The organism is Sutterella massiliensis, assembly GCF_016899755.1.
GTDB lineage: Bacteria > Pseudomonadota > Gammaproteobacteria > Burkholderiales > Burkholderiaceae_F > Sutterella > Sutterella massiliensis.
Map to the genome: position 1 here is coordinate 1 of NZ_JACJJC010000221.1, position 589 is coordinate 589.

Genomic DNA, 589 nt, shown 5'->3' on the forward strand with positions numbered 1-589 from the left:
AGCTTCTTCTGGGCTCCGCTCGTGAGGGTGCAAACGCGTCCGCGACGCTCAACGTCGGCACGCTCACGCACACGGGCATCATCTTCATCGATCCGGCCTGGACCGACAACGCCAAGATGGAAGACGGCTCCTTCCTCACGGTGCAGCAGCTCGGCGAGGACGGCAGTCTCAAGGCCGATATTGTTGCCGGTCAGCATTCAACCTTTGTCTTCGGCTCGACGAAGGACGCCGCCGTGAAGGCCTTTGCCGAAACCGGCCTCAACTACGGACGAGACAACGTGTCTGCCGTTCTTTATGTTGCCAAACCGATCACCGTGAGCGAAGGCTCGATCACGGTCGACGGAAGCCTTGCCGAACTCGGGGCGTACGCGCCGACGGAAGGCTCCGTCACGATCGCGGACAACGGTCTTGCGATGATCGACGCCAAGGCGCTCGAAGCGGGAGCCGCCATTTCGGCCGATGCCGTCACGTTCGACAAAGGCTCGCACATCCGTGTCGTCAACCTCACGAAGGACAGCGAAGGTGTTCTCGTTGATGCGAATACGCTCGCCATTGCCGACGACGTGATTGAGGACGCGAAGAGCACAAG

1 protein-coding gene is annotated in these 589 nt (G+C 61.0%); it reads left to right on the forward strand.

The window, feature by feature from the left end:
* Nucleotides 1–589: hypothetical protein (locus tag H6A60_RS12265; RefSeq protein WP_205105032.1), on the forward strand; the 589-nt coding region annotated here is incomplete at both ends.